Raw genomic sequence first — 21,459 nt, forward strand, 5'->3', positions numbered from 1 at the left:
ACCGCATCTCACACGCGTTCGTGACGATCGCGAAGCGCCCCTCGATCGGGTGAGACGGGCGAACCATACACTAAGTTGTAATTCCGATAAACAGAAATATTTTTGCTGCGAGGGCTTGACGCGTTTTGCTGAGTTGCCCGTCGTGTCGAATGGGCAACACTGGTCGGCATCACGATGTGCATCGTAGGATGGGTAGAGCGCAGCGAAACCCATCATCTCACCGCGCGGATATGCTTGTTGGGTTTCGCTTCGCTCTACCCATCCTACGCGCTGGATCATGGCCATCTCCCCGGTCGTTCAAGAACATGGGGCGGCAGCAGTGGACCGCAATACCGTCATGCAACGGCCCGAATATTGCTTTGCCCCAGCAGGCAAACCAGCTGTTATGCTGGGCAAGCCAGATCACCGGCGCCCTCTCAATCCTCACAAACGAACAGGCAATGCAAAATCAACGTCCCGACCGTATACGCAAGCTATTGGCCGACCTCGTCGCGTTCGACACCGTGAGCGACCGTTCCAACCTGCCGCTGATCGATTACATCGAAAAATATCTCGCTTCGCAGGGCGTCGCCGGACAGCGCATTGTCGATGACACCGGGCAGAAGGCCTCGTTGTGGGTCACGGTCGGCCCGGAGGACAAGGCCGGGCTGGTTCTATCAGGGCATACCGACGTCGTGCCGGTCGCCGGACAGGAATGGACCCAGAACCCGTTCGAGCTGGTCGAGCGCGACGGCCGGCTCTACGGCCGCGGCACGACCGACATGAAGGGCTTTGTCGCGGTCTGCCTCGCGATGGTTCCCGAGATGGTTGCGGCCGATCTGAAGACACCGATCCATCTGGCGATCTCCTATGACGAGGAGATCGGTTGCGTCGGCGTGCGGCCGATGCTGCGCGAGGTCGCACGCAAGGTGGTGAAGCCGCTCGGCTGCTTTGTCGGCGAGCCCACGCAGATGCAGGTGATCATCGGGCACAAGGGCAAGCATGGCGTGCGCGCGACCTTCCGCGGGCTCGCCCGCCACTCCTCGATCGCGCCCGACGGCGTCAACGCGATCGAATACGCCGCCGACCTGATCACCGAAATCCGCCGCCGCGCCGCGCTGCTGACGGCCGACGCCGAACAGGGCAGCCTCTACGACGTCCCGCACTCGACCCTGCTCACCAGCATCGTCCACGGCGGCGCCGCGCTCAATATCGTGCCCGACCATTGCGCGGTGGAGTTCGAATGCCGCGGCATCGGGATCACCGAGTCCCGGGAGGTGACGGATGCGATCGTCGCCTGGGCCAAGGCCGAGATCGAGCCGGCGATGCGCAAGCGGCATCCGGACTGCGGCATCGAGTTCGAGGAGATCCTCGATTACCCCGCGCTCGACACCGGGGCGGACGCCGCCATCGTCACGCTCGCCAAGCAGCTGGCCGGCCGCAACGACCACGCCAAGGTCGCGTTCGGCACCGAGGCCAGCCTGTTCGTCAGCATGGCGGACGTTCCGTCGGTCGTGGTCGGCCCCGGCTCTATCGCGCAGGCGCATACGCCGGACGAGTTCGTCGAGATGTCGCAGCTCGCGGCCTGCGGAGATTTCGTCGCGCGGCTGATCACGCATTGCGCGAAGTGATGCTGCATCGCATCGATGCCTAGGGTGGATTAGCCGAAGGCGTAATCCACCGTTTCAGTTACGCTGAACGAGCGGCGGATTACGCTTCGCTAATCCGCCCTACAAAGCCGCGGCGCCAGTCGCGTTGCGCGAAGTGATACTTTGCTACGTAGGGCGTGCGGACCAGCCGGTGAAACAGGAGCCCGGGACCATGTCGACCGAGAACCAACGTCAGCACGGCGGATTAGCGGAAACTTTCCGCGTGGTCTTCCATGCGCTGATCATCGCGCTCGTCATCCGCACCTTCCTGTTCCAGTCCTTCAACATTCCGTCAGCGTCGATGGAATCGACATTGCTGGTCGGCGACTACCTTTTCCTCTCGAAGTACAGCTACGGATACACGCACTACTCCCTGCCCTTCTCGCCGCCGCTGTTCTCCGGCCGCATTTTCGGCTCGGAGCCCAAGCCCGGCGACGTCGTGGTGTTCCGGCTGCCGAGCGACGACTCGATCGATTTCATCAAGCGCGTGATCGGCCTGCCGGGCGATCGCATTCAGATGATCGACGGGTTGCTGTACATCAACGGCACCGCGGTCAAGCGCGAGCGCGCCGATGATTACGTCGATCGCGACGAGGGGCCGCGGCCGGTCCAAGTCAAGCGCTGGCGCGAGACGCTGCCGAATGGGGTCAGCTACTTCACGCTCGATCGCATCGAACGGTCCGAATATGACAACACGCAGGTCTATGTCGTGCCGCCCGGGCATTTTTTCGCGATGGGCGATAACCGCGACAACTCGGCCGACAGCCGCGTGCCGCCCTCGCGCGGCGGCGTCGGCTACGTGCCGTTCGAGAACCTGATCGGCCAAGCCAGGATGATCTTCTTCTCGATCGGCGACGAGGCGCCTGCATGGCAAGTGTGGCGTTGGCCCGCTTCGCTGCGCTGGAACCGGCTGTTCATGATCATCCGATGATGTTCAGTGTGTAGTCGTGTAGCCCGCATGAGCGGAGCGACATGCGGGAACAGTTTCCCCGGCTATCGCTTCCGCCTTCGCTCTACGAGCTACGGCGGACAAGCCGCTCACCCGAGCTACGCGCTCTGTTCCGGATACCCCAAGATCGTCTTGAGCAATTTGGGAAAGCGCGCATTGATATCGGCTTCGCGCACCACATTGCGATGCTCGACGCCTTTTTTCGAGGTTTGAATCAAACCGGCTTCGCGCAGGACGCGGAAATGGTTCGACAGAGTCGATTTGGCCATCTCAGGACACGGCGCCGCCGCCGTACACGACATGCAACCGTCCTGCTCGAGCAGGCTTTTGACAATCCTCAGCCGCATCGGGTCCGCGAGTGCTGCCAGCACTCCGGCCAATGTGATGTCCTCACGCGACGGGTGAACGAATTGCACCATGGCGAAATATATAGCGCTGCCCTTGAACAACTTCAATAGTTCATTATTACTGAACTATTGAACCACTCGCGCATCCGCGCGGGCAATGGAGAACAAGATGAGCAAAAGACTCGAGGGTAAAGTGGCGCTGGTAACCGGCGCGTCAAAGGGCATCGGCGCCGAGATCGCGATCCGCCTCGCCGCGGAGGGTGCCGCGGTTGCCGTCAACTACAGCGCCAGCAAACCGGCGGCCGAGCGCGTGGTGGCTGCGATCACCGGCAAAGGCGGCAAAGCCGTCGCTGTGCATGGCAATCTCACCGACGCCGGCCACGTCAAGTCGGTGGTGGCCGAGACCGTCAAGGCGTTCGGTCCGATCGATATCCTGGTCAACAATGCCGGCATCTACGAGTTCGCGCCGCTGGATGGCATCACTGCCGAGCACTTCCACAAACATTTCGATCTCAATGTGCTTGGCCTGCTGCTGGTGTCTCAGGAAGCCGCGCGGCACTTCAATACGGTCGGCGGCAGCATCATCAATATCAGCTCCGGCGTATCGACGATCGCGCCGCCGAACTCCGCTGTCTATACCGCGACCAAGGCCTCGGTGGACGCGATCTCCTCGGTGCTGTCAAAGGAATTGGCGCCGCGCAAGATCCGCGTCAATACCGTCAACCCCGGCATGATCGCGACCGAGGGTGTCGTGTCCGCCGGCCTTTCCGAGGGCGACATGCGCAAATGGATCGAGTCCATCACGCCGCTGGCGCGGATCGGCAAGGTCGAGGAGATCGCAGCGGCAGTGGCTTTCTTCGCCTCGAACGATGCCTCCTACGTCACCGGCGAAACGTTGCACGTGACGGGCGGTCTTCACTGAGGCGGTTGTTTTCGCCATGCCCGGACATCGGGCGGTGAATTTGTGACAGGCCACAGGGCGGATCACGCTACGCGAATCCGCCCTGCACGCCTTTCCAATTGCGGTAACCCGCATGAGCGAAGCGACATGCGGGAGCAGGTTCCCCGGGTATCGCTATCGCTCACCCGGGCTACGGACTGGAAGGAAACTTTGCAGTGCGGTCTCGGGTTAGATTCGTAGGATGGGTAGAGCGAAGCGAAACCCATCACCTTATCCGCGGCGCCATGATGGGTATCGCGGAGTTTATCATTGGGCCGCGCTTTGCGCGGACCCATTGGCTCCACCCATCCTACGGACGACTACGTCGTAACAAACGAAACGGTCAATCCGTCAACGACCGACGGATGTCATGTCCGTTGATTGCGTAAATCTCGAGTACCCGGTCAAAGGTGACTCCGAGCCTTTGCTCGACCGCCAATGGGTGTTCAGTCGGTTCCAACGCGATCTGTGGCCGTTGGCGACCGCTCTTGAGATGTACCCTGCATTTGAGATTCAGCGTCTCGGGATAGCCGTGCAGGCAGTTCGAGAACCACCCGAACCACGGCCCCATGCCGTCCTGCCCGCCACTGTCGAAGCTCGCGACATACCGCTCGAAATTCTCGCGCGACAGCGTCGTCCACACGCCGAAGCCGAACCGCTTGTCGTCACTGCCGATGATCGGCAGTTCCAGCACGGAGCGCACGAAGAAGTGCTCACCCTCGAGCACGCAGAAGTCCTCCGAGAGAAAATCACCGTCAAGATCGAGGGCGCTATTGGGGGCCAATTCCTCGGGTCCGGGAAATTGCGCCGGCTTTCCGCATGCGAGATCAAAGATCCCATGGTGCTCATCCCCGCATGAATTGCAGCGCCAGGGCCGTTCCCACAGGCGGCGCCAACGAGGGTCATTGGACAAATCAAGGTCTGGCATGGTGAAGTCCTACCTCTGGTAGAACGAGCACGCAAGTTGCCCATGATGGGTTGAGCTCTTGCGAAACCCACCCTGCGTCTACGGTTGGATCATAGCCCGTCCGGCGGCAGGCCTGGTCCGGTCGCGGCCGGGCGCAGCTTGTCGCGTTTGCGCTCGCGGTAGAAAGCATAGAGGCCGGACGCCACGATGATCGCGGCGCCGGCGAGCATCTGAACGTCGGGCTTGTGACCGAAGGCGAGATAGCCAAGCAGCATCGCCCACAGCAGCGCGGAGTAGCGGAACGGCGCCACCGCCGAGATGTCGCCCGTGCGCAGCGACACGATGATGCATTGATAGCCGATCAGGATCAGCGCCGCGGCGAACACCAGCAGGCCGAGCGCGTGGCCGGACGGCGGCCGCCAGCCGCCGAGCGGCACCAGCACGACGGCGCCCGCCGTCGTCACCGTCACGGTCGTGAGCAGCGTGATGAACACCGTCGGCAGCTGTTTCGGGATGCGGCGCGTGGCGAGATCGCGCACTGCGCAGAAGCCGACCGACGCCAATGCCAGCAGCGAGGCCTGGCTAAAGCCCTCCGCGCCGGGCCGGACGATCACCAGCACGCCGATGAAGCCGGCTGCGATCGCAAGCCAGCGCCGCCAGCCGACCGGCTCGCCGAACACCAGCGCCGCGCCAAGCGTGATAACCAGCGGCAGCGCCTGGAAGATCGCCGACGCGTTGGCGAGCGGGATCTGCGCGATCGCCGAGAGATAGGTCAGCGTGCCGCCGATCTCGCCCATGACGCGCAACCCGACCGGCCAGATCAACAGCGCGGCAAAACTGCGCAGCGCGTCGCGGTACCAGGCGAGCGCTGCGACCAGCACCATCGCGACCAGGCCGCGGACCAGCAGGATCTCCGCGATGTTGAGCTCGGCCGCCACCGCCTTGGTGATGGTGTCATTGGCGGTGAAGCTGGCCATGGCGGCCGCCATGAACAGGCTGCCGCGAAGATTCGGAGAAAGGGGCAAGATGAGGGTGTCCGATCAGGACAAAAGGCGGGAGCGTTGACCGGACTGACTTGCCAAAGCGGCGCGGTGAACTCAAGTCACAGATGGCTACAATGCGGAAACATGCCGCAGTTCGCAGAAGCGACGCGAGCCTTTAAGGATCGCGCCGCTTTCGTATCAGGTTGCGCCGGCCTTCTGCGCGTATTCCCATGACGCCTGCGACAGCGGCACGGTGCGCTTGGCCGACTCGAGGGCCTTGGCATTCGCAGCGGTGCCGTCGCGGACTCGCCCCGCGATACCCTGCGTGATGCCGGCGAGGCGGAACAGGTTGTAGGAGAAGTACCAGTTCAGATCCGGCACAGCCATGCCGGTGACGTCGCAGTAGATCTTGGCGGCCTCATCCTGGCTTGGAATGTTCAACGCCTTGAGGTCGGCATTGGCGAGGCCCGGCATGGTCCACTGCATCAACAGATAGGTGAAGTCGGCCATGGGATCGCCGAGCGTCGACAATTCCCAGTCGAGCACCGCCTGCACCCGCGGCTCGGTGGCGTGGAAGATCATGTTGTCGAGGCGATAGTCGCCATGCACGACCGAGACGCGCTTCTGCTCCGGCACCGTCTTCGGCAGCCACTCCGCGAGCTTCTCGAATTCGGGAATGTGCTGCGTCTCGGAGGCGCGATACTGCTTGGTCCAGCGGTCGACCTGGCGCGCAAAATAATTGCCGGGCTTGCCGAAATCGCCGAGGCCGATCTTTTCGGGATCGAGCATGTGCAGCTTCGCCAGCGTCTCGATCTTGCTGGCGAAGATCTTGCGGCGCGCATCAGGCTCCTGGCTCGGCAGCGTCGGATCCCAGAACACCCGCCCCTCCTCCATCGACATGATGTAGAAGGCCGAGCCGATCACCGCATCGTCGGCGCACAGCGCGTAGGCTTTCGCGACCGGGAAATTCTGCTTGCCGAGTGCGGCGATGACGCGGAACTCGCGATCCACCGCATGCGCCGACGGCAACAATTTACCGAACGGACGGCGACGCATCACGTAATTGCGGCCGGGGGTCTCCAGCTTGTAGGTCGGGTTGGACTGGCCACCCTTGAACTGCAGGACTGTCAAAGGTCCTTGAAAGCCCTCGACGTGCTCCTGCATCCAGGCCGCGAGGTTCGCCTCGTTGATGCGATGGCGTTCCTCGACTTCCCTTGTGCCGGAAAATTCTTCGTCTTTCCTGACGCCGTCCGCCACGATGACGCTCCCTCAACTTCGTTGTCGGGAGCGCCGTCGGGCGCTCCCTCGATCAGGCTGTACGCCAGCCTGATCGCTTTTTTCATTCTGAGCACGATGTCCGCGCGAACGCCGTGCGTTCCGCATCATGCTCAGTGCGACGTGTTTGCATACTTCCGAAGTTCAAGTCTGGCAATGGCGCGATTGTGCACCTCGTCCGGACCGTCGGCCAGCCGCAGCGTACGGATATGGGCATAGTCCTTGGCGAGCCCGGCTTCGTCGGAGACGCCGCCGCCGCCATAGGCCTGGATCGCGTTGTCGATGATCCTCAGTGCCATGTTCGGTGCGGTGACCTTGATCATCGCGATCTCGGCCTGCGCGGTCTTGTTGCCGACCTTGTCCATCATGTCGGCGGCCTTGAGGCACAGCAGGCGATTCATCTCGATGTCGGCGCGGGCCTCGCCGATGCGCTGCTCCCAGACCGAATGCTCGATGATCTTCTTGCCGAACGCGGTGCGCGAGGCGAGCCGCTTCACCATCTTCTCCAGCGCCTCCTCGGCCTTGCCGATGGTGCGCATGCAGTGATGGATGCGGCCGGGGCCGAGACGGCCCTGCGCGATCTCGAAGCCGCGGCCCTCGCCGAGCAGGATGTTTTCCTTCGGCACGCGGACGTTCTCGAGCAGCACCTGGGCGTGGCCGTGCGGTGCATCGTCGAAGCCGAACACCGGCAGCATCTTCTCGACCTTGATGCCGGGGGTGTCGAGCGGCACCAGGATCTGCGACTGCTGCTGATGCTTGGCGGCGTTGAAGTCGGTCTTGCCCATCAGGATCGCGACCTTGCAGCGGGGATCGCCGACGCCCGACGACCACCATTTGCGGCCGTTGATGACGTAGTGATCGCCGTCCTTCTCGATCCGGGTCTCGATGTTGGTAGCGTCAGACGAGGCAACCGCGGGCTCGGTCATCAGGAAGGCGGAGCGGATCTCGCCGTCCATCAGCGGGCGCAGCCATTTGCGCTTCTGCTCCTTGGTGCCGTAGCGGATGAACACTTCCATGTTACCGGTATCGGGGGCGGAGCAGTTGAACACTTCCGACGCCCAGGAAATGCGGCCCATCTCTTCCGACAGCAGCGCGTATTCGAGGTTGCTCAATCCCGCGCCGTGGAATTCGTCGTCCTCGTGCGAGGATGGCGGCATGAACATGTTCCAGAGGCCTTCGGCCTTCGCCTTCTTCTTCAGATCCTCGAGGATCGGGATCACCTTCCAGCGCGGGCCTTCGGCGTCCTGCTTGTCATAGATCGGCACCGCGGGCCGGACATGCGCCTTCATGAAAGCCTGAACGCGCTCGAGCCATTCCTTCTGCCTGGCCGACATCGTGAAATCCATGGGACGCTCCTCGTTTTTTCCTAGACTTTGGGCCGCACTGTCCACCCGGCATCCGCTGGCCGCAAGGGCATTCGCTGATACGGCGGTGGTGGTGTGCCAGAATGCCGCCCACATTGTTGCGGATTGACATTTCCGGCCGTTCAAACGATAGTTTCATACAAATGTTTGAAATGCAACTCCCTGTCGTCTTCGTCATTCCCCGGCGCACCGCGGAATAACGGAAAGGCTCAAGGCCATGGCCAGCGATCAGACCCGATCCGCCATTCTCGCCGCCGCCGAGCGGCTCTATGCCGACCGCGGCTTCGGCGACGTCACGCTGCGCGACATCGTCGCGGAGGCGAACGTCAACCTCGCGGCGGTGAACTATCATTTCGGTTCCAAGGACGAGTTGATCGCGGAGCTGTTCGTCACCCGCAGCATCCAGACCAACCGCGAACGCCTCAATGAATTGAAGGCCGCGGAGGAAAAAGGCGGCGGCCGCGCCTCGATCGAGGACATCATGCGCGCCCTGGTCGGCCCGCCCCTGCGCGGCTGTCTCGGACCGGATCGCGAAGGCTCGACCGCGGCGCGCTTCATGATCCGCGCCTCGATCGAATCCGTGCCGCCGATCCGCCGCATCAAGAATCGCGAGGTCGATCATTTGCGCAAGTTCGCCGCCGCGATGCGCCGCGCGATGCCCGGTCGCGACGACACCGAGCTCTATTGGGGCCTGCACTTCGCGCTCGCGATGGCACATCACACCATCCGCGAGAAGGAACGCCTGCTGCGGCTGTCGGAAGGCAAATGCGACCTCGACGACGTCCGCGCCATCATCGATCGCGTCGTCACGGTCTCGGTGATGGCACTGACAATGGGCGACATGCCGGCAAAGCCGGCGGCGCGGCCGGTCGTGGTGCACGGCCGGCTGACGCGGCAGGATCTGTGAACCGCGGCGCCCTCACAGCATCGCGATGCAGTCGACCTCGACGTCGAACGGCCCGGTCCATTCCGGGATGCAGACGAAGATCCGCGCCGGCGGTTCGTGCGGGAAATACTTTGCGTAGACCGCGTTGAACGTGGTGAAGTGCTTGGCCGACGTGCAGAACACGTTGCACTTCATCACATTGTCGAGCGTGGCGCCGGCAGCCTCGAGGCACTGCTTGAGCTGTGCCATGACCAGCTCGCTCTGCCGCTCGATCGAGGCGCCGGCGGCGAACTCGCCGGTTGCGGGATCGAACGGCGGCAGGCCGGACACGAAGATCATGTTGCCGGCCCGGGTGACCGGCGAGGCCGGCGCCTTCCAGCGCTCGAGCCAGCTCGAGATCGGTTCGACGCGAACGACTTCCCGTTTCATGTTTGATGCCTTCGACGGAGGATCGATGGCGCCAGACTAGCAGGCTCGTGTCAATGATGCTTCGATACATATCGAAGTGTACTAGGAGCCGACTCCCTCTCCGACCGTCATCCTGAGGAGGCCGCGCAGCGGCCGTCTCGAAGGGTCGACGGCCACCAGCCGGGCCGTTCATCCTTCGAGACGCGGCCAAGGGGCCGCTCCTCAGGATGACGGAAAAGCGGCCGCGCTTGCCTTCAATACTTGCGCCTACAATATCCCCTGTGCCTTCAGGCCTTCGACCCTGGCGTCGTCATAGCCGATGGTCGCCAGCACGTCCTTGGTGTCGGCCCCTAACAGCGGCGGGGCGCGGTATTCGGTGATCGGCGTGCCCGAGAAGGTCAGCGCATTGCGGATCAGCGACAGGTTCGGCTCGTAGGGATGGTCGACGTTGACCCGCATGCCGCGCGATTGCACGTGCGGATCGCTGAACACCTGCTCGAAATCGTTGATCGGGCCCGACGGCACACCGGCCTCCTCAAGCTTTTCGAGCCAGTACGCGACCGGCTTGCGCAAGAACAGGCCGGCGAAGATCGCCATGATCTCCTTGCCGTGCACGACGCGGTCGTTGTTCTTGACGAAGCGCTTGTCGTTGGCGAGCTCGGGCTCGCCGAGCACGGCGCAGGTGCGCTGGAACTGGCCGTCATTGCCGACCACCAGCATCAATTCGCCGTCGGTGCAGCGGAACACGCCGGCCGGCATGCCGCCATTGCCCCAGGTGCCGCGGCGCGGCGGCATCTTGCCGTTGACGAGGTAGATCTGCAGCCAGTGCGACAGCGATGCGATCACGGTGTCGAACAGGCAAACGTCGATGTGCTGCCCTTCGCCGTTGTTGGCGTCGCGATGGTAGAGCGCCGAGAGAATCCCGATCGAGGTATTCATGCCGGTCATGTAGTCGACGATCGAGGGGCCGACCTTCATCGGGCCCTCGCCGGGCTCGCCGTCGATATGGCCGGTGACGCTCATCAGCCCGCCCATCGCCTGCAGGATCGCGTCATAGCCGGCGCGCGGCGCGTAAGGTCCGGTCTGGCCGAAGCCGGTGACCGAGCAATAGATGATGCCGGGGTTGAGCTGCTTGATGGTCTCGTAGTCGAGGCCGTAGCGCTTGAGATCGCCGACCTTGTAGTTCTCCATCATCACGTCGGCCGTTTTGGCGAGCTCGCGGATGATCGCCTGGCCTTCAGGCTTGGCGATGTTGACCGTGACCGACTTCTTGTTGCGGTTGGCGCAGAGGTAGAACGAGTTGTTGTTGTTCTGCTTGCCTTCGGGATCGGCGAGATAGGGCGGGCCAAAGGCGCGGGCGTCGTCGCCGCCGCCGGGCCGCTCGATCTTGATCACTTCGGCGCCGAGATCCGCCAGCATCTGGGCCGACAGCGGGCCCGCGAGCACCCGCGTCAAATCGAGAATCTTGATGCCCGAGAGTGGCAAAGCCGACATGAAGCATTCCTCCGATATCTTGCAAAATCTTGATTATCTGGCGCCGCCGGATCATGTCCTGGGCATGCCAAGGCTTGCGGATACACCATTTTGGTGCGGCGAGCACTGCATTGTCGGCATGAAGCCATCCGCCTGCGGCCTATGTGCGGCAGCGGTATTCGGCCGGAACCGGCCGGCCCCTGCCCCGATTGCCGCCACGCGAAATTGTGAAAACGGCCGACACCGATTTGCCGCAGCGCCAGCGGTATTTTGCCGCGACGAGGAGGACACCATGCGGACGATCACGACGGCCGCGCTGCTCACCCTGCTTGCGATCGCAATTCCGCCGGCGGATGCGCGCGGCGGCCACGGCCATGGCGGCGGCTTGCACAGCATACATACCGGCGGCGCAAATCGCGGCGGCGGATTTGCCGAGGACAAGCGCCGTGGCAACGACCCCTACACCAAGGCGGCCTCCGACGAGGAGGACCGCCTGCTCAACAGCAAGCTGAAGAGCATCTGCCACGGCTGCTAGAGCGAGCAGTGACAAATTCGCGATGTCCGCTTCCCCCCCCCCGGCAGCGGCGCAGGAGCGGACATCGCATAAGGCCGAAATGGGCCAACAGGAGACACGCTGGCCATCGGTCTTTGTCTGCCGCCGACGTCAATGCTCACGGTCGTCTCGCCGCTCGCTATGAACACTCAAGCACCCGCGGGCACGAAACAGGCCGCGGCCGTCCCGCGACCGTTCGTTGCCCAGACTTCGGCGGCGCCGCTGGCGATCACCAGCGATAGCCATACCCGCGATAGCCATACCCGCGATAGTACCCAGGGCCGTAGGCGTATGCGGGGCGAATAACGCGCCGGTACGCGGGACGAGCATAGTAAGAGCTGTATCCGCCGTAGTATGCGGGGGCGTAGCCGTAGTTGTAGTATGCCGGGGCATAGCCGCCGTAATACGCGGGGGCGTAACCCCCGTAATAGCCATAACCCGGTCCGCCGTAGTAGCCGTAACCTGGGCCATAGGCGTAGGCGCTGGAGGCTATGCCGCCAACCACCGCCGCTCCGATTAGTCCGGCCGCGAGTCCAGCACCCCAGCCACCACCACGCCACGCTTGGGCTGGTGATGGGGCCACCAAGACAGAGACACCGATGGTGGCAGCGGTCACTAACGCCAATGCTGCTTTGTTCATTTCCGAAGCCTCCGTTGTTCCCGGAACCTCAACCGACAATCCAGCGATAGTTTCCTCCGACCGCCGTTGGCGGAACGGTTTCCGTGAAACTTAATACTGATGAACGGCTTGGGAAAGCAAAACCACGGTGCCCAATGTCCGTGCCGGGTCAAGACCGGAAGCACTCAAGGTGAGCATGACGAGCCCGCTTCTGGGGGATAGCGCCCCAATTTCAGTGTTTGCGTTTCGCCTTGGCGCGGCTGCGAGGCGCGGAAACTCAGGACGCGATCGCCTGCCGCGGCTGCGCGGTTGCGGCGATCAGCTTGCCGATCTCGGGCTTGCAGCCGCCGCAATTGGTGCCGGCCTTCAGGCTGCGACCGATTGCCTCGACGCTGTTGGCGCCCTCCTTGATCTCGGCGGTGATCTGGTGCCGACCGACGCTGAAGCTGGAGCGGACATCGCATAAGGCCGAAATTGGCCAGACGCGGACTCATGCATCGCAGCAAGCTTGGTTCACGTCCAGCGAAGCCGCGCCAGGATCGCGCGGCCCATGATCCAGTCCTTGTCGCTTTCGGTGAGGAACGGAAGCTCCTCTGTGAATTCCGTCACGCGCTGCCGGTAGGTGGCCCGGGCGAATGAATTGGTTACATCGGTTCCCCAGTGGCAGCGCTCCGGGCCGTAGGCGTCGAATAGGCGGTGGATATGCGGGGTCACGTCACGGAATGGATAAGGCTCAGTCGAAATCAGCGGTACCGACGACAACTTCACCGACACATTCGCATATCTTGCGAGCGCCACCGACTGTGCAATGGCTTCAGGGACCGTGTTGTTTCCCACGGATGCCAATGAATCAGGACGAGGGCGCAGGCCCGCGCCGACCCCCATGTGGTCGATGATGAGTGTAAGTTGGGGGTGTCGCTCAGCGATGCGGGCGAACAGCGATGTCTGGCCCGACGTGAGAAACATCACAGGCAGGCCGGCCTTCTCCGCCGCCGGCCAGAACCAATCCGCGGTTCCGTCCGTCAGCCACGCCGCTTCGCCGGGGCCGAAGTTCAACCTCACGCCCAGCACGCCGGGCTGGTCGCGCCAAGTCGCAAGCCGTGCCGCGCGGTCGGGCTTGTCGAGGGCTACACGCGCCATGATGGCGAAGCGGCTCGGGTACCGTTTGACCGCCTCTTGGGCATAGTCGATGCGCTCGCCTTCGAGCGACACCGGCGGAACGATGACGACGCGATCGACGCCAGCCTCGTCCATCAGTGGAATTATTCGCTCGATGGTGAAGGGCTCCGGAAGCTGCGGTTTGGCACCGGGGAGCCAGGGTCTTTCCGGGGTGCTCGCCGGCCACAGGTGAACCTGCGAATCGACGATCACTCGCTTTTGCTGCGCGACTGTTGCCGCGGCGTGCTGCATTGACAGCGCGACACCGGTCGCGACGGTGCCGGTCAGAAAACCACGGCGTGAAGGCATGTGATGTCCTTCCTGTCTTATTATTGTTGTCACGACATGATGCTGATCGACACCGCGCCATCTGAGCGAGAAGACAGCAAATTGGCCTGCAATACTGAAGATCACATCAGGAAATTGCGACCATAGAAATAGGGTTCAATGGTCAATTTGCGCCGCAACAATCTTGAGCCGCGCCATCTCTCAGTTGGGTCAAGACCCGAAGCACTCAAGGTGAGCATGACGAGTCCGCTTCTGGACGGATAGCGCCCCAATTTCAGTGTTTGCGTTTCGCCCTGGCGCGGCTGCGACGCGCGGAAACTTACGACGCGATCGCCTGCCGCGGCTGCGCGGTTGCGCCGATCAGCTTGCCGATTTCTGGCTTGCAGCCGCCGCAATTGGTGCCGGCCTTCAGGCAGCGGCCGATCGCCTCGACGCTGTTGGCGCCCTTCTTGATCTCGGCGGTGATCTGGTGCCGACCGACGCTGAAGCAGGAGCAGACGATCGGACCGACATCTTCGCCCGCGCCGAACGGCCGTCCTGCGAGCAGCGCCATCCGCGCGTTCGCCGAGAGCTGCTGTTCCGCAAACAACCCGGTCAGCCACGCCCGCGACGGCAGCGTGTGGTCGGGCGCGATGAACACGCAGCCATCGAGCCGGCCGTCGCGCACCGCCGCGTAGCGGAACCGTCCCACGGCAGGATCGCGATAGGCGACCCATTCGATCTCGACGCCGTCGAGGCCAAGTTGCACGCGCGCCCAGTCGCGCCAGCTCTCCGGGCGGGCGTCGAGCGCGAGTTCCAACCGCCAGCAGTCGCCCGCCTTGCCGTGAACCCAGTAGCCGGCTTGCGGACGCTTGATCGGATTGCGGCTCAGGATGAAGGCGTGCCATTTCGGTGCGTAGGGATCGGCCTTCACCGGCGTATGCTTGGATTCCGGCTGACCGGACAGCGGATCGACGGCCGGACTGACCAGCGCGTTGACGCGGCCCTCGCCGGCAAATTCCTCATTCCAGTGCATCGGCACGAACACGCAGCCGCGGCGCTGGTCGGCGCTGACCACGACGCGCGCGATCATCTCGCCCCAGCTGCTGGTCAGCCGCGTCAGCCCTTCGTTTTCCAAGCCGGCCAGCCGCGCATCCTCGGGATGGAATTCGGCATAGGGCTCGAAGATATGCGATAGCAGCCGCCCGGTTTTCCCGGTCCGGGTCATGGTGTGCCACTGGTCTCTGATACGACCGGTGTTGAGCACCAGCGGATAGTCGCGGCTGGTCGCATGGCGCGCTGCGCGGGGCGCAATCGGAATGAAGCGCGCCTTGCGGTCGGCTGTGAAGAAATTCGGCGTCTCGAACATCCGCGCCGTGCCGTCTGGACGATCTGATGTCACCGGCCATTGCACCGGCGCCAGCGCCTCATAGGCGTGGTCATCGAGCGTCGACAGCGCCGAGATGTCGAAATCACGCCGGCCGTCGTTCTCATAACCGGACAGTTCGGCATGCTCGCGGAACACGGCGGCAACGTCAGGATAATCGAAGCCGGAATATCCCATGCGTTGCGCAACGTCGCAGATGATGCGCCAGTCCGCACGCGCTTCCCCCGGCGCGGGCAAGAACGTCCGTTGCCGTGAAATCCGGCGCTCGGAATTGGTGACGGTGCCGTCCTTCTCGCCCCACGCCAGCGCCGGCAGCAGCACGTCGGCATGGCGCGTGGTGTCGGTATCGCGCATGCAGTCCGTGACCACGACGAGCTCGCAGGCATCGAGCGCAGCGCGCGCGCGGTCGGCGTCCGGCAGGCTCACCACCGGATTGGTCGACATGATCCACACCGCCTTGATGCGGCCGTCGGCGATGGCGTCAAACATGTCGACCGCCTTCAGCCCGCCCTTCTCCGCCATCACAGGCGCGCGCCAGAACCGCTGCACAAGATCTCGATGCGCCGGGTTCTCGAGCTCCATATGCGCGGCGAGCTGGTTGGCGAGCCCGCCGACTTCGCGACCGCCCATCGCGTTGGGCTGACCGGTGAGCGAGAACGGCCCCATGCCGGGACGGCCGATCCGGCCGGTCAGGAGATGGCAATTGATGATGGCATTGACCTTGTCGACGCCGGTCGACGACTGGTTGACGCCTTGCGAATAGAGCGTGACGACACGCTCGGTCTTCGTGAACCAGTCGAAGAACAGCCCGACCGCGCCTTCGCTCAGCCCGCAGGTTGCCGCGGTCTGCGCCACGGTCTGGCCGGCGACCTGCTTGAGGGCGTCGACCACGCCCGTGGTCGAACTGCCAACAAAGCTGCGATCGACCGCATTGCTGCCGGCGAGGAACGCAAACAGCCCGTTGAACAGCACGGAATCGCTGCCCGAGCGCAGCGGCAGGTGCAGATCGGCGCCCTCGCAGGTCGCGGTGCGGCGCGGATCGATCACGACGATCTTGCAGGCCGGGTTCTTCTCCTTCGCCGCCAGCATGCGCTGGTGCAGGATCGGATGGCACCAGGCGGCGTTGGAGCCGACCAGCACCAACAGATCCGCCTGCTCGAGATCCTCGTAGCAGCCCGGCACGGTGTCGCTGCCGAAGGCGCGCTTGTGCCCGGCCACGCTGGAGGCCATGCACAGCCGCGAATTGGTGTCGATATTGGCGGTGCCGACAAAGCCCTTGGCGAGCTTGTTGACGACGTAATAGTCCTCGGTCAGGAGCTGGCCGGAGACGTAGAACGCCACCGCGTCGGGCCCGTACTCCCTGATGATCCGGCCAAAGCCATCGGCGACGCGATCAAGCGCGTCGTCCCACGCAACGGGCGTGCCGTCGACGACAGGCGCGAGCAGACGCCCGTCGAGATCGATGGTCTCGGCGAGCGCCGAACCCTTGCTGCAGAGCCGGCCGAAATTGGCCGGATGCTGCTTGTCGCCTTCGACCTGGATGGTGCCCGCCGCGTCCTTGGACGCGACGACACCACAGCCGACACCGCAATAGGGACACGTGGTCTTGACGGGCATGCCTGGCCCCTCAGCCCACCGCCGCCGCCTGCCGCACCGACAGCCAGACAACGCCGTTCTCGACCTTGGCCGGATGTGTATGCGTGCAACCCTCGTCGGGCGCGACCGCCTGCCCGCTCGCCAACTCGATGACGAAGTTATGCAGCGGACAGGTCACGCGCTTGTTGTGCACGATGCCCTGCGACAGCGGCCCGCCCTTGTGCGGGCAGCGGTCGTCGAGCGCGAACACCTCGTCGCTCTCGGTGCGGAACACCGCGATGTTGCCATGGGGCGTGCGGACCACCCGCGAACCGAGACGCGGAATGTCGGTAAGCGCGCCGATTTCAATCCAGCTGGTCATGCGAGCTCCAATTCGGCAATCGGGGCGAACTCGTTGCGGTCGACGCCCTGGCTGGCGCGCTCCGCCCAAGGATCGCTCTGCGAGAACTGCTGCGAATAGGCAAAGCGGGCAAACAGCGCCTTGCGGTTGGTGACGTCGTCGACCACCCGCTTCCTGATCTGCTCGAGACTGACGCGGTCGCACCATTTGTACATGCGCTCGAGATACCAGCCCTCCTCGCGATAGAGCTGGGTCAGCGCCACGATCACCTCGAGCGCCTCATCCTCGGTCTCGACCTTGGTCAGGAACTCGGTGCCCTTGATGTGCAGTCCCGCGGCGCCGGCGAAATGGATCTCGTAGCCGGAATCGACGCAGACCACGCCGACGTCCTTGCAGGTCGCCTCCGCGCAATTACGCGGGCAGCCGGAAACGCCGAGCTTGACCTTGGCCGGCGTCCAGGAGCCCCACATGAACTTCTCGAGCTTGACGCCGAGACCGGTGGAATCCTGGGTGCCGAAGCGGCACCATTCCGAGCCGACGCAGGTCTTCACCGTGCGCAACCCCTTGGCGTAGGCGTGGCCCGACACCATGCCGGCGTCGTTCAGATCGGCCCACACCGCCGGGAGGTCTTCCTTCTTGACGCCGAGCAGGTCGATGCGCTGGCCGCCGGTGACCTTCACCGTCGGGATGTTGAACTTCTCGGCGACGTCGGCGATGGCGCGCAACTCGCTCGGCGTGGTGACGCCGCCCCACATCCGCGGCACCACCGAATAGGTGCCGTCCTTCTGGATGTTGGCGTGGACGCGCTCGTTGATGAAGCGCGACTGCTGGTCGTCGCGATATTCGCCGGGCCAGGTCGCGAGCAGATAATAGTTCAGCGCCGGGCGGCAGGAATGGCAGCCATTCTGCGTCTTCCACTCCATGAAGCGCATGACGGCCGGAATCGTCTTGAGCTGCTGCTCGACGATGACGCGGCGAACGTCGTCATGGCTGTGATCGGTGCATTTGCACAGCGGCTTGACCTTCGGCGCCGCCGAATAGTCGCCGCCAAGCGTGAAGGCGAGCACCTGCTCGACCAGACCGGTGCAGGAGCCGCAGGACGACGACGCCTTGGTATGGGCGCGGACGTCGTCGAGCGTGAACAGCTTCTTCTCGCTGATCGCCTTGACGATCGCGCCCTTGCAGACGCCATTGCAGCCGCAGATCTCGGTCTCGTCGCTCATCGCGGCGACCGAGCTCTGGCCGTTGACGCCGCCATCGCCGAGATTGGCGGCGCCGAACACCAGGCGCTCGCGCATATGCGAGACGTCGGTGCCGTCGCGCAGATGCTGGAAGTACCAGGGCCCGTCGATGGTGTCGCCATAGAGCACGGCGCCGACGATCTTCTTGTCCTTCAGGATGATGCGCTTGTAGACGCCGCGATTGGCGTCCTGCAGCACGATCTCCTCCTTGTCCGGGCCCGGCGCGAAGTCGCCGGCGGAGAACAGGTCGATGCCGGTGACCTTCAGCTTGGTCGAGGTGACCGAGCCGTCATAGGTGGCAAAGCCCTTCATCGCGAGGTGGTTGGCGCAGACCTTGGCCTGGTCGAACAGCGGCGCGACCAGGCCATAGGTCTGGCGGCGGTGCTGCACGCATTCGCCGACCGCGTAGATGCGGCCGTCATAGGTCTGCATGGTGTCGGAGACCACGATGCCGCGTTCGCAATAGAGCCCGGCCTTCTTCGCCAGCTCGAAGTTTGGACGGATGCCGACCGCCATCACGACCAGATCGGCCGGCAGCTCGGTGCCGTCGCCGAAGCGCACGCCGGTGACGCGGTCCTCGCCCAGGATCGCCTGGGTCTGCGCCGGCATCTTGAACACCATGCCGCGCTCTTCCAGCGACTTGCGCAACAGACCGCCGGCCACCGGATCGAGCTGGCGCTCCATCAGCGTGTCGAGCAGATGCACGACCGTGACGTTCATGCCGCGCTTCATCAGCCCGTTGGCGGCTTCGAGGCCCAACAGGCCGCCGCCGATCACGACCGCGTTGCGATAGTCGGTCGAGGCCTTGATCATGCGATCGACGTCGTAGATGTCGCGGAAGCCGATCACGCCGGGCAGCTCCTTGCCGGGCAGCGGCAACATGATCGGATTCGATCCGGTCGCGATCAGCAGACGGTCGTAAGGAACGCGCGCGCCGGCCTCGGTGACGACCTCACAGGTGCGGCGGTCGATCATGGTGACCGTCTCGCCCTTGCGCAGCGTGATGTTGTTGTCCTCGTACCAATCGACGGTGTTGAGCATGATGTCGTCGACGGTCTTCTCGCCGGCGAGCACCGGCGAGAGCAGGATGCGGTTGTAATTGCCGTAGGGCTCGGAGCCGAACACGGTGATGTCGTAGAGATCGGGCGCGCGTTCGAGCAGCGCCTCCACCGTGCGGATGCCGGCCATGCCGTTGCCGATCACCACGAGCTTTTGCTTTGTCACTTTGTCGAGCATGGTCTGCCTTTCAATTCCGACGATGCTGCTCAGCGACGCGGCGTGCGTCGTTGATGGACACCGATAAAGGTTTGGAGTTGTAGGAAGCCCAGCCGCGGGCGCAGACCGTCTTCGATGACGACCGATGTTCCGTTACCGACTGATATTCAAGACGCGTGCCAACTTCCCGCCGGGGAATTTTGAAGCAAAATCAAAGCCTTCCAGACCACCCCCGAATCACCAGCCGGCGCCTGGGGTGGATTTTCCGGCCACATTTTTAGCCACGCCGATGATCTCTTGTGCAGCACAGCATCACGCGCACCGCGCGTTATCATGCGCGCGGCATCGATGCGCCCTTGCAAGTGAGTACGCGCGCCGCTCAAAAAAGCACCAGCCTGCGCGTTTGCGCGGCGGCATCTGCCGCCAGCGGCAGCACGCTGAGCCTTCACACGCGTTCGCCGACACAGCGGCAACGCCTTGCGATCGCTGACGAAGCGTCCGCATGCGATTCGATGGCACGGTAATTGCTGAACATTCGTCAACCAGGCGCGTCTCAACGACGAGTGCGCTCGCCTTTTCATTCACATCATGACTGTTTGCGCCGGAACTGACCGCGAGAATGCGGCTGCTCCGGCCGCATCATTGCGAGGTCGTTGCCAATGAAGTTCGCTGAATTCAAGAAGGCAGGTCACTGGCCGACGCTGCTCGCTGCATTCCTGTACTTCGACATCAGTTTCATGGCGTGGGTCGCGCTCGGCCCGCTGATCGTCTACATCGCGCGCGACATGAATCTGGCGGTGAACGAGAAGTTCACCCTGGTCGCCATTCCCGTGCTCGCCGGAGCATTGTTGCGCGTGCCGATGGGCATTCTCGCCGACGTCATCGGCGCCAAGCGCACCGGCATCATTGCCCAGCTCGTCGTGATCGCCGCGACCGTGTCGGTCTGGCAGTTCGGACTGAACAGCAAGTCCGCGATCGAGCTGTTCGGCCTGGCGCTCGGCGTCGGCGGCGCCTCGTTCGCCGTGGCGCTGCCGCAGGCGAGCCGCTGGTATCCGCCGCAATATCAGGGCGTCGTGATGGGGATCGCCGGCGCCGGCAATATGGGCGTCGTGCTCGACACCCTGCTCGCGCCCACGATCGCAGAGCATTGGGGCTGGCAGGCCGTGTTCGGCTGCCTGTTGCTTCCGATGCTGATGGTGCTGGCCTATTACATCGTGGCGGCGAAGGACGCGCCGGGTGAGCGCAAGCCGATCTCGCTGAAGGCCTATGGCGCGCTGCTGAAGGATTCCGACAGCCGCTGGTTCATGTTCTTCTACTTCATCACCTTCGGCGGCTTCGTCGGCCTCGCCAACGCGTTGCCGCTGTATTTCACCGTGCAATATCATGTCTCGGGCGTTGCCGCCGGCATGCTGGTGGCGCTGATCGTCGCGTTCGGCTCCGGCTTCCGTCCGGTCGGCGGCATGATCGCCGACCGCATCGGCGGCATCCGCTCGCTGTCGATCCTGTTTGGGGTCGTGGTCGCGGCCTATCTCGTGATCGCGTTCATGCCGGAGGGGCCGACCGCGCCAACGCAGGCCGGCTGGTCGCTGACCGAGCTGCCGCGCATCGCCTGGACCTCGGTGCTGCTGTTCTCGATCGGCGTGCTGGCGCTCGGCATGGGCAACGGTGCGGTGTTCCAGTTGATCCCGCTGCGCTTCCGGCACGAGATCGGCCTGATGACCGGGCTCGTCGGCTGCGCCGGCGGCGTCGGCGGCTTCTTCCTGGCGCAAACGCTCGGCACCGCCAAGGGCATGACCGGCGGCTTCGGCGCGGGCTTCCTGTTCTTCGGCGTGCTGGCGTTGCTTGGCTTCATCGGACTTGCCATGGTCAAGGTCCGCTGGCGCACCACCTGGGGCGCGGCGTCGGGAGCGCGCGTCTGACCGC

At 63.9% G+C, this 21,459-nt stretch carries 18 protein-coding genes; 6 read left to right on the forward strand and 12 right to left on the reverse strand.

The features are described from left to right. Positions 1–440 precede the first annotated feature (440 nt). Positions 441–1,610, forward strand: a complete 1,170-nt coding sequence (gene argE / locus G6P99_RS28360; RefSeq protein ID WP_029084010.1) for an acetylornithine deacetylase — start codon at positions 441–443, stop codon at positions 1,608–1,610. 190 nt (positions 1,611–1,800) lie between these two features. After that, positions 1,801–2,559, forward strand: coding sequence for a signal peptidase I (gene lepB / locus G6P99_RS28365; protein WP_029084009.1), 759 nt, complete (start codon positions 1,801–1,803; stop codon positions 2,557–2,559). Between the two features lie 116 nt (positions 2,560–2,675). On the opposite strand, the gene G6P99_RS28370 is transcribed toward lepB, so the two are convergent. Beyond that, complete coding sequence (locus G6P99_RS28370) at positions 2,676–2,996, reverse strand: ArsR/SmtB family transcription factor (protein WP_029084008.1); 321 nt, start codon at positions 2,994–2,996, stop codon at positions 2,676–2,678. Positions 2,997–3,093: 97 nt separating this feature from the next. Here G6P99_RS28370 and G6P99_RS28375 point away from each other — a divergent pair, with 97 nt between their 5' ends. Then, on the forward strand, positions 3,094–3,846 hold the full coding sequence (locus tag G6P99_RS28375; RefSeq protein ID WP_165124228.1) for an SDR family NAD(P)-dependent oxidoreductase: 753 nt from the start codon (positions 3,094–3,096) through the stop codon (positions 3,844–3,846). A gap of 361 nt (positions 3,847–4,207) precedes the next feature. On the opposite strand, the gene G6P99_RS28380 is transcribed toward G6P99_RS28375, so the two are convergent. The 4 genes from G6P99_RS28380 to G6P99_RS28395 form a co-directional block, all read right to left on the reverse strand. After that, complete coding sequence (locus tag G6P99_RS28380; RefSeq protein WP_084518654.1) at positions 4,208–4,792, reverse strand: DUF2199 domain-containing protein; 585 nt, start codon at positions 4,790–4,792, stop codon at positions 4,208–4,210. Between the two features lie 89 nt (positions 4,793–4,881). Beyond that, positions 4,882–5,796: a DMT family transporter gene (locus G6P99_RS28385; protein WP_029084006.1), complete on the reverse strand. Its 915-nt coding sequence runs from the start codon at positions 5,794–5,796 to the stop codon at positions 4,882–4,884. 156 nt (positions 5,797–5,952) lie between these two features. Then, positions 5,953–7,011, reverse strand: coding sequence for a phosphotransferase family protein (locus G6P99_RS28390; protein ID WP_029084005.1), 1,059 nt, complete (start codon positions 7,009–7,011; stop codon positions 5,953–5,955). 131 nt (positions 7,012–7,142) lie between these two features. Further along, the gene (locus G6P99_RS28395; RefSeq protein WP_029084004.1) at positions 7,143–8,375 is read right to left on the reverse strand and encodes an acyl-CoA dehydrogenase family protein; all 1,233 of its coding nucleotides are present in this window, start codon (positions 8,373–8,375) and stop codon (positions 7,143–7,145) included. A gap of 235 nt (positions 8,376–8,610) precedes the next feature. Here G6P99_RS28395 and G6P99_RS28400 point away from each other — a divergent pair, with 235 nt between their 5' ends. Then, entirely contained in the window at positions 8,611–9,300 is a 690-nt protein-coding gene (locus G6P99_RS28400) for a TetR/AcrR family transcriptional regulator (RefSeq protein WP_029084003.1), read from the forward strand. A 12-nt stretch (positions 9,301–9,312) separates the two neighbouring features. On the opposite strand, the gene G6P99_RS28405 is transcribed toward G6P99_RS28400, so the two are convergent. Together G6P99_RS28405 and G6P99_RS28410 are read right to left on the reverse strand one after the other, a co-directional pair. Beyond that, positions 9,313–9,708: a RidA family protein gene (locus G6P99_RS28405; protein ID WP_029084002.1), complete on the reverse strand. Its 396-nt coding sequence runs from the start codon at positions 9,706–9,708 to the stop codon at positions 9,313–9,315. 246 nt (positions 9,709–9,954) lie between these two features. Then, on the reverse strand, positions 9,955–11,181 hold the full coding sequence (locus G6P99_RS28410) for a CaiB/BaiF CoA transferase family protein (RefSeq protein WP_029084001.1): 1,227 nt from the start codon (positions 11,179–11,181) through the stop codon (positions 9,955–9,957). Between the two features lie 271 nt (positions 11,182–11,452). Between G6P99_RS28410 and G6P99_RS28415 the strand changes: the two genes are divergently transcribed. Then, positions 11,453–11,695: a hypothetical protein gene (locus G6P99_RS28415; protein WP_029084000.1), complete on the forward strand. Its 243-nt coding sequence runs from the start codon at positions 11,453–11,455 to the stop codon at positions 11,693–11,695. Between the two features lie 914 nt (positions 11,696–12,609). Here G6P99_RS28415 and G6P99_RS28420 read toward each other — a convergent pair. The 5 genes from G6P99_RS28420 to nirB all read right to left on the reverse strand — a co-directional run bounded on the left by G6P99_RS28420 (position 12,610) and on the right by nirB (position 19,557). After that, positions 12,610–12,807, reverse strand: coding sequence for a (2Fe-2S)-binding protein (locus G6P99_RS28420; protein WP_084518656.1), 198 nt, complete (start codon positions 12,805–12,807; stop codon positions 12,610–12,612). A 38-nt stretch (positions 12,808–12,845) separates the two neighbouring features. After that, positions 12,846–13,799 carry an amidohydrolase family protein gene (locus G6P99_RS28425; RefSeq protein WP_165124231.1) on the reverse strand — a complete coding sequence of 318 codons (954 nt, stop codon included), beginning with the start codon at positions 13,797–13,799 and terminating at the stop codon, positions 12,846–12,848. Positions 13,800–14,097: 298 nt separating this feature from the next. Further along, on the reverse strand, positions 14,098–16,761 hold the full coding sequence (locus G6P99_RS28430; RefSeq protein WP_029083996.1) for a nitrate reductase: 2,664 nt from the start codon (positions 16,759–16,761) through the stop codon (positions 14,098–14,100). A gap of 10 nt (positions 16,762–16,771) precedes the next feature. Continuing rightward, entirely contained in the window at positions 16,772–17,101 is a 330-nt protein-coding gene (gene nirD, locus G6P99_RS28435) for a nitrite reductase small subunit NirD (protein ID WP_029083995.1), read from the reverse strand. After that, positions 17,098–19,557, reverse strand: coding sequence for a nitrite reductase large subunit NirB (nirB, locus tag G6P99_RS28440; RefSeq protein ID WP_165124234.1), 2,460 nt, complete (start codon positions 19,555–19,557; stop codon positions 17,098–17,100). The genes nirD and nirB overlap by 4 nt, the downstream gene beginning before the upstream one ends. Positions 19,558–20,195: 638 nt before the next feature. Here nirB and G6P99_RS28445 point away from each other — a divergent pair. Then, positions 20,196–21,455 carry an MFS transporter gene (locus G6P99_RS28445; protein ID WP_029083992.1) on the forward strand — a complete coding sequence of 420 codons (1,260 nt, stop codon included), beginning with the start codon at positions 20,196–20,198 and terminating at the stop codon, positions 21,453–21,455. Positions 21,456–21,459 lie beyond the last annotated feature (4 nt).

The organism is Bradyrhizobium sp. 6(2017), assembly GCF_011058295.2.
GTDB lineage: Bacteria > Pseudomonadota > Alphaproteobacteria > Rhizobiales > Xanthobacteraceae > Bradyrhizobium > Bradyrhizobium septentrionale.